This window comes from uncultured Proteiniphilum sp. (assembly GCF_937873925.1).
GTDB lineage: Bacteria > Bacteroidota > Bacteroidia > Bacteroidales > Dysgonomonadaceae > Proteiniphilum.
This window is the reverse complement of record NZ_CALNAT010000061.1, coordinates 1-7,993: the sequence shown is the minus strand read 5'-3', so window position 1 is coordinate 7,993 and position 7,993 is coordinate 1. Positions and strand designations below refer to the sequence as shown.

Here is a 7,993-nt window from a genome sequence, read left to right as displayed (position 1 = left end):
GCCGGTTTCGGTCCGGCCATAGATGTGTCGAATTATGAAGTAGGGGATGAGGTGGCGGACCGGTTTCACGAGCAGGGGTTCGATTTGTCCGATTCCACACTTTTCTGGAGAAAGACCGCCGCCTCCAAATTCCATATCGATCTGAGAGAGATCAACAAAAGGGAACTCATCAGGCTGGGAATACCCGAAAATATGATTGAAAAGAGTACATTGTGCACATATGAAAGAGAGGATCTTTTCTTTTCCGCCCGCCGGCAAACCGTACATTCCGGGAGGATGTTGACGGGAATTATGATGAAGAGATAAAAAAGGGAGTGAATTTTCCTGACATTCACTCCCTCCCCTTCAGTTGACTACTGTGGCACCCGCCGGAAGATTGCTTTCAATTAATAACGTGCGCTTACCACGTCCCAATCTATGATCTTCCATATTTCTTTCAGGTGATCGGCACGGCGATTCTGGTAATCGAGATAATATGAATGTTCCCATACATCGAAACCTAAAATAGGGACCAACCCGCTTGTAACCGGATTACCCGCATTGCTTTCTTTCAAAATTGAAAGTTTACCGTTTTGGTCCTTTGCCAGCCATACCCATCCTGAACCGAATACGGCGACTCCGGCTGCATTGAATTCTTCTTTAAATTTGTCGAACGACCCAAACTGTTCGTTGATAGCATCGGCCAGTTTGCCTTTAGGCTCTCCGCCGCCGTCTTTCTTGAAAGAGGTGAAATAGATATTATGATTGAGGATCTGTCCTGCATTGTTGAAAATAGCTCCGTCACTTTCTTTCACCACTGTCTCAAGATCTGCATTTTCAAATTTTGTCCCTACCACCAGCTTGTTCAGATTATCCACATAGGCCTGATGGTGTTTGCCGTAGTGAAGTTCTACTGTCTGTTTACTGATCACCGGCTCTAAAGCGTCGGTGGCATAAGGTAATGCTACTTTTTCGAATTTCATATTTACACTGTTTTTAGAATTGTCATTTTCATTGTTTTTTGCATTGGAATTGTTGCAACTAATTGCCGATAATGCAAATAATCCGATCAATAAGTAATAATGAATTGTTCTCATTTCCGTCAGTCTTATTGTTTGCCCTTATAACGATAACGATCCGTGAAATGTTCGATTTTATTTATACTGATTCTTGTTAATTTAGATAAAATAGGTGATAAAAATAATAGTCTGACCGTTAAAAGTCAGACTATCAGTTGTTTTTTTTCAAGTTATTGCTTTTCTCTATTGCCGGTTCAATAATTTGATTTAGTTATTTTCAATTTTTATTATACTATTTCTACGTTCGGCAAAGTGAATTTATTCATTATGTTTCTCCGCTCTCCTCTTTTTCTTTTTCCTGCGGGGAACCGGAGGGGATCTTTTCATCCGTGTCGATAAATATGTGGTCTCCGGATCCGTGCAGTTTAGGGGGAAGTTGTATACCGCCGGAGGATTCTTTCTCATTCTCTAGAATCTCTTGTGAACGCGATATCCAGAGGCGTTTACCGAATATTTTTTCCAAATCGTCGGAATAAATGATCTCTCTTTCCAACAGAATCCCTGCCAGCCGGTTGTGTCCCCACGCTTTTTCGGTAAGAATTTGCTTCGCCCTTTCATATTGTTGGTTGATCATTGCCTTCACTTCGTTGTCGATCAGCTTGGCCGTTTCGTCGCTATAGGGCTTCGAGAAAGTGTACTCCTGTCCCGAAGAATCGTAGTAGCTCAGGTTAGGCAGTTTCTCGCTCATACCCATGTAAGTGATCATGGCGTAGGCCTGTTTGGTTACGCGTTCCAGGTCGTTCATGGCACCGGAGGAGATGGATCCTATAAACAACTCTTCGGCAGCCCTTCCCCCCAGAAGGGCGCACATCTCGTCGAGCATCTGTTCTTTAGTGGTGATCTGCCGTTCTTCCGGCAGATACCAGGCTGCACCCAGCGCTTTGCCGCGGGGAACAATAGTTACCTTCACCAGCGGGTTGGCATGTTCCAGGAACCAACTCAGCGTGGCGTGTCCCGCTTCATGGATGGCAATGGATTTTTTTTCATCCTGGGTGATGATCTTGTTCTTCTTCTCCAGTCCACCCACAATGCGGTCGACTGCATTCATGAAATCGTCTTTCTGAACGAATTTCTTTTTCTTCCGTGCGGCGATCAGTGCCGCCTCATTACAGACGTTGGCAATATCGGCCCCTGAGAATCCGGGTGTTTGCCGGGCCAGGAACTCAACATCCACAGACTCGTCTATCTTGATAGGACGCAGATGTACTTTGAATATCTCCTTCCTGTCGTTCAGGTCGGGAAGTTCCACATAGATCTGCCTGTCGAAGCGTCCTGCCCGTAACAAGGCTTTGTCCAGCACATCGGCCCGGTTGGTGGCGGCGAGGATGATCACCCCGCTGTTCGATCCGAAACCGTCCATTTCGGTAAGGAGTTGATTGAGTGTGTTCTCCCGCTCATCATTCGATCCGAAATTGGTGTTTTTTCCACGTGCGCGGCCGACGGCATCGATTTCATCGATAAACACGATACAGGGCGCTTTTTCTTTTGCCTGACGGAAGAGATCCCTGACACGGGACGCTCCCACACCTACGAACATCTCTACAAAATCGGACCCGGAGATAGAAAAGAAGGGAACATTGGCTTCGCCGGCAACCGCTTTTGCCAGTAATGTTTTTCCCGTTCCTGGAGGGCCTACGAGCAACGCTCCCTTGGGGATCTTTCCCCCCAGATTGGTGTAATTATTGGGATTCTTCAGGAATTCCACAATCTCCTGTACCTCCTCTTTGGCTTCGGAGAGCCCGGCCACATCTTTGAAAGTTACTTTCTGGCTGGAATCCTTGTCGAACAATTGCGCTTTCGATTTGCCTACGTTAAAAACGCCCCCGCCGCCTCCGGCGCCCCCCTGCATCCTGCGCATCATCCATATCCAGAATACGATGAGCAGGATAAAAGGCGCAAAAGTGAGTAATACTCCCCAGAGCTCGGACGTCGTATCGAAACGTACTTCAATATCGTAATTTTTCTCGGCTTTTACATTGTCGATAAACTCCGATACGGCATTGGGAGAAGGGACCTTGATGAGGATCAATGGCAATCTCCCGGCCTTACCGGCATCTTCCCCGAAAACGTAATTTACCGATTCCTCGCGCACGACCGCTTCGGCTGTCTCTTTGTTGTTGTATATTACCACGCTCTTCACGCGGTTATCTTTCACGTATTGTTGAAATTCCGACCATTTTACTTCTTTTATAGTGGTATCCTGCCCGAAAAACCACATCCCCATGAGCAATGCCAGTACTACGGCATAAATCCAGTAGGGGTTGAATGGCCTTTTGGGATTATTGTTTCCACCCATTTTCGGCCGCAGGGTGGGTTGTTTATCCTGTTTATTTTCTTTGTTCGTATTGTTCATTTGGCTGACTCTCTATTACGAAATTTTTTCGATGATTTCATTGCTGAAAATCGTCTGAGTTATTGTAACAATTTTTTGAGAAATAAGTTTTAATCTATGGATGGAATGCGTTCTGATCGGGCATCTTCCCAGAGGTTGTCGATATTGTAAAAATTGCGGAGCTCGGGTAGGAATATATGTACGATTATATTGCCGTAATCCATTCCGATCCATTCGGCGAGTTGCTGCCCATGTACACGGATGGGATTCTCGTTTGTGTTTTTCTTTACGATCTCATCTATCGAATCAGCCAATGCCGATACCTGTCTGGGTGTGTTGCCTTCACAAATTACAAAATAATCGCAGACAGCCCCCGGCATACCTTTTAATTGAATAGTGCTGATATTTTTTCCTTTTTTTTCCTGAATTCCTTCAATAATACTTTGTAAGAGTGCATTTTTTTTTGTCATTCTTTGTTTTAAGTGAGTTGATCATACAAAGATAGGTTCTTTTTTCAAAATAGAGTCGAAATAAATATGAAAATCAACAGCGGTGCGTGGGAAGGTGGGAAAGTGGGTAGAATGAAAAGTTGAAATAGTGAGGCAGTCGAAAAACATAGGTATGGGAGCACCCGGGGGATGCGGAATATACAACAGAACCCCGTCTTTTTGGGACAGGGTTCCGATTAATATATTATATGACAGGGTCAGGGCTTTTTTTGATTGAGGAGTTTTCGTCCTCCGGCCGTGTTGCCTGTCGGCTACACTTTCAGTTACAATGTTTTTAACTGCAGGTTTCTCCACAGCACTTTAATGCCTCCCCCGTCATGGATTTGCAACGCGATGCGCCCCTGTGCCTTACCTATCTTTTCGTCGGTCAGGTCAACCATCTCTTCTCCGTTGAGCCAGGTTTTCACATTGTCGCCTTTTACCATGATACGCAGGGTGTTCCAATCGCCCTCTTTCAATATCTCTTCCTTTTCATCCGGGATCTGTACCAGCCATCCGCGTCCGTAAGACTCATAAATACCGCCGGTATCATGCCCTGTGGGGGCTACTTCCACCTGCCATCCATTTACAATGGCGCCCGGCTCGACGAACGAGCGGATAAAGACGCCGGAATTGCCGTCGGCTTCCTGTTTGAACTCGACGGTCAAATCGAAATCATCGTAGTATTCACGCGTTGCAAGATAGCCGTACTGTTTGTCCGGACCGCTCTCGCATACCAAAAGACCATCCTGTACATACCATTTTTCGGTTCCGTATACTTCCCATCCGTACAGGTCCGTTCCGTTGAACAAGGTCACCTCTTTAGTCTTACGGGGGAGTTCTTTGATCTTTATATTGCGGAACCAGGCAGCCGACCCATGGTCTTGCAGACAGATCACGCCTTTACGCGCCAGGCCGTATTCAGGGGCATTTTCCCATTTGCCGCTGTTCTTGCGTTCAAACCAGTCGTCCGTCCAGGCCTCAAACTCGATCACCTTTTCGCCATTGAGCCAGTGCTCTACATGACCGTTGTTGAAAACGATCTTGGAGTTGTTCCATTCTCCCGCCGGTTTGATGAGGGTCTTTGCCGGATCGGTCGTATGCATGGCGTAGTCTGCGGCTGTTTTCTGCCACTCTTCCAGCGGTTCGGGAAATCCCAGGTTATCGATCAGCTGGTATTCCGGACCGGTTACATAAGGAACGGCAAATTTCGGATGCTCCACCACATGGTACAGCACACCGCTATTGCCGCCGTCTGCAATTTTCCAGTCCCACACCAGTTCGAAATTCTCATACGTTTTTCCGGTAACGATGTAACCGTGTTCATCGGCGCCTTCGCCCTTGGCCTGTATCATACCGTTTTCGGCAAACCAGGGAGCCGTCAGTTTCTCGCCATTGTAATCGCGCCACCCGTTCAGTGTGGAGCCGTCGAACAGCAGTTCCCAGCCGTCGGCAATCTCCTGTTGCGTCAGCGTGTTGTGCTTCGCTTCTCCGGTACAGCCCGTCGTTAAAACAATCATACTCATTGTAGCCAATAAAATAAATTTAGATTTCATTGCTTCTTTTTTAAAGGATTAAACTTTCTAGTGGGATAGTTTTGAATACAAAGTTACTAAAATGCTGTTAATATGAAAGTTTTTTCACATAATTTCTTCCCCATGACTCTCCTTATTCCTTTCTCATCCTCTTCAGCTTTCCTAGGACAGGAAAGAAAATATGCAAAAGAATTCCTTTTTTTTTAAACAAAGCTTCGTTAAATTCGTTTTATACTCACGGTTTAATAAATAATTTACTCAATTTTGGAACTCATTGATTTAGCGGTAGAGAAAAGGATCACCGACCTCTCATTCGTAGCGACTGTAGGTTTTTTTGATGGTGTACATATCGGTCACAGGCACCTGATCGATCAGGTCAAGAGGGAGGCGGAGAGGCATCGGTTACCCTCGGCTGTGATCACCTTTCCGGTGCATCCCCGTAAGGTGCTGCAAAAAGATTATCAGCCGGCGCTCTTATGCGGATTTGATGAGAAAATTGAACAGCTGGCTACCACAGGTATCGATTATTGCATCAGTCTTCCGTTCACTGTTGAGCTTTCGCAGTTATCCGCAAAAGAGTTTATGCAGAAGATCCTGAAAGAACAACTGCATGTGGATACGCTGCTTGTGGGATATGATCATCGTTTCGGGCATGACAGGGAGGATAGTTATCCCCAATACAGCCAATACGGAAAGGAGCTGGATATAAAGGTGATCCTTGCCACCGAACTTCAATTTGAAGGTGATGATGTGAGTTCGTCGCAGATACGCCGGTTGTTGAAAGCGGGAAAGATCAAAGAGGCCAACGAACTGTTGTCGTATAATTACAGATTATCGGGTAAGATTGTGGAGGGTTACCAGGTAGGCCGTACCATTGGTTTCCCCACTGCTAATATGCGGGTTTGGGAACGTTTTAAGGTAGTGCCTGAGTTGGGGGTCTATGCCGTAATGGTTCATTTGCGCGATCTTATCTATGCCGGAATGCTGTATATCGGGAGGCGCCCTACCTTGCATTCAGACAGCGAGGTCAGCGTGGAGGTCAATATTTTCGACTTCCACGGCGATCTGTATAACCAGTCGATGAGTGTGGAATTTATCGATTTTATCCGGTCCGACCGGAAATTCGATACCAAAGAGGAATTGGTAGCTCAGATCCATCAGGATAAAGAGACTGTAAAACAGCGGTTGAAAAATAAAAAATGACGAAGACCGGTTTGTGCTTTAGCAGATTTTCCGCGCATTCATCGCCGGATAACCGGCCAACAGCCTTTGGGTTAATGATATTTCAGTAAATCCCCCGTGTATTCAACGCTCTCTGGTATGCAGCCGCGTTACGCGCGTGTTCGGCATGGGTGGTTGCGAAGTTATGACGGCCCGAGAGATCATCTTTGGCACACATAAACAGATATCTGTGTTGCTGAGGCGATAATATGGCTTCTATCGCCTGGATAGAAGGAATGCGGATCGGTCCCGGCGGTAGTCCGCTGTTCTTATATGTATTATAGGGCGATTCCACCTCGAGATGTCTGAATAAAATGCGGCGCAATGCGAAATCCCCCACCGCAAACTTTACCGTTGGGTCGGCTTCCAATCGCATACCCCTGTTTAACCGGTTCAGGTATAGTCCTGCCACGATGGGATACTCATCGGTATAAGTGGCTTCCTCTTCCACAATGGATGCCAGGGTAGAGACCTGCACGGGCATAAGCCCTATTTTTCCGGCCTTCTCTTTTCGCCCTTCGTTCCAGAAAAGGTCATACTCCCGTTTCATGCGGTTCAGCAGATTATCGATGCTCATATCCCAGTATACTTCGTAGGTATTCGGGATGAACATTGCAATGAATGTATACTCGTCGAACCCGAACTTTTCTGCATTGGTAGGGTCGTCGAGGACGTTCAACAGTGAAAGGCTATCGACCATCAACTGTTGAGAGATACGTCCTGCCAAGTTCTCCCGGGTACGCATATTGTTGAACGTGAGGTTTACCGGTGCCTGATTGCCCGACCGCAGCCGGCGTATTACATCGGGCATTGTCATGCCGTCTTCAATGGCATATCTTCCGGTTTTTACCATCGTGGGGTAATTCATCCGTTCGGCCAGTAGCCGGAATATCTTTTCCGAGGGAAGTCCTGCCTTTTCCTTCAGTTGTCGGATCACTTCCTCATAGTTCTTCTCGCGGTCTATATGGATATATGTTGTTTCCACAAGTGAGAACGGTTGAAAAACTGTATTATATAGGTAGATTCCTGCCGCAATGAACGCGAGCAGCAGAATACCGATGATCAGCAGCAATATTTTATTTCTTTTCTTCTTTACCTGTTCCATTTTATATAACGATTCACGGGAACCGGTACAAAAATAAAACATTTTCGTTAAACTAAATGAGCATAGCCCAAACTTGTTTGGGTTAGGCCATAGTGAGAAAATGACTACTTTAGTGAAAGATTCATTTGAAAATGTCGCCTTTTCTTTGACAAGTTAAAAACAAACTTGTATATTTGCATCCGATTTCGCGGAAATCCACCAGGAAGTGTGGGTGAGTGGCTGAAACCAGCAGTTTGCTAAACTGCCGTACGGGT

The 7,993-nt window shown here is 46.1% G+C and carries 7 protein-coding genes; 2 read left to right on the top strand and 5 right to left on the bottom strand.

All coding sequences use genetic code 11. The features are described 5' to 3' along the window. The coding region (locus Q0502_RS04225) for a polyphenol oxidase family protein (RefSeq protein WP_298647522.1) at nucleotides 1-306 on the top strand (306 nt) is incomplete at its 5' end. An 80-nt stretch (nucleotides 307-386) separates the two neighbouring features. Here Q0502_RS04225 and Q0502_RS04220 read toward each other — a convergent pair. From Q0502_RS04220 to Q0502_RS04205, 4 genes are all read right to left on the bottom strand, one after another. Next, the gene (locus tag Q0502_RS04220) at nucleotides 387-962 is read right to left on the bottom strand and encodes a superoxide dismutase (protein ID WP_298647520.1); all 576 of its coding nucleotides are present in this window, start codon (nucleotides 960-962) and stop codon (nucleotides 387-389) included. A 361-nt stretch (nucleotides 963-1,323) separates the two neighbouring features. After that, nucleotides 1,324-3,354 (bottom strand): ATP-dependent zinc metalloprotease FtsH, encoded by a 2,031-nt coding sequence (ftsH, locus tag Q0502_RS04215; protein WP_298647530.1) that lies wholly within the window; start codon nucleotides 3,352-3,354, stop codon nucleotides 1,324-1,326. Between the two features lie 146 nt (nucleotides 3,355-3,500). Then, nucleotides 3,501-3,860: a ribosome silencing factor gene (gene rsfS / locus Q0502_RS04210; protein ID WP_298647518.1), complete on the bottom strand. Its 360-nt coding sequence runs from the start codon at nucleotides 3,858-3,860 to the stop codon at nucleotides 3,501-3,503. A gap of 302 nt (nucleotides 3,861-4,162) precedes the next feature. Further along, complete coding sequence (locus Q0502_RS04205; protein WP_298647527.1) at nucleotides 4,163-5,404, bottom strand: DUF1080 domain-containing protein; 1,242 nt, start codon at nucleotides 5,402-5,404, stop codon at nucleotides 4,163-4,165. A 282-nt stretch (nucleotides 5,405-5,686) separates the two neighbouring features. On the opposite strand from Q0502_RS04205, the gene Q0502_RS04200 reads away from it, so the two are divergent. Continuing rightward, nucleotides 5,687-6,616, top strand: coding sequence for a bifunctional riboflavin kinase/FAD synthetase (locus Q0502_RS04200; protein WP_298647525.1), 930 nt, complete (start codon nucleotides 5,687-5,689; stop codon nucleotides 6,614-6,616). Between the two features lie 82 nt (nucleotides 6,617-6,698). Here Q0502_RS04200 and mltG read toward each other — a convergent pair whose 3' ends face one another. Next, a complete protein-coding gene (mltG, locus tag Q0502_RS04195) occupies nucleotides 6,699-7,739 on the bottom strand; it encodes an endolytic transglycosylase MltG (RefSeq protein WP_298647515.1) in 1,041 nt (346 codons plus the stop codon). Nucleotides 7,740-7,993: the final 254 nt, after the last annotated feature.

Coding starts and splice junctions, on each gene's coding strand:
- ftsH (WP_298647530.1), bottom strand. CDS start 3,354: ATGGGTGGAAACAATAATCCCAAAAGGCCATTCAACCCCTACTGGATT.
- mltG (WP_298647515.1), bottom strand. CDS start 7,739: ATGGAACAGGTAAAGAAGAAAAGAAATAAAATATTGCTGCTGATCATC.
- rsfS (WP_298647518.1), bottom strand. CDS start 3,860: ATGACAAAAAAAAATGCACTCTTACAAAGTATTATTGAAGGAATTCAG.
- Q0502_RS04220 (WP_298647520.1), bottom strand. CDS start 962: ATGAAATTCGAAAAAGTAGCATTACCTTATGCCACCGACGCTTTAGAG.
- Q0502_RS04205 (WP_298647527.1), bottom strand. CDS start 5,404: ATGAGTATGATTGTTTTAACGACGGGCTGTACCGGAGAAGCGAAGCAC.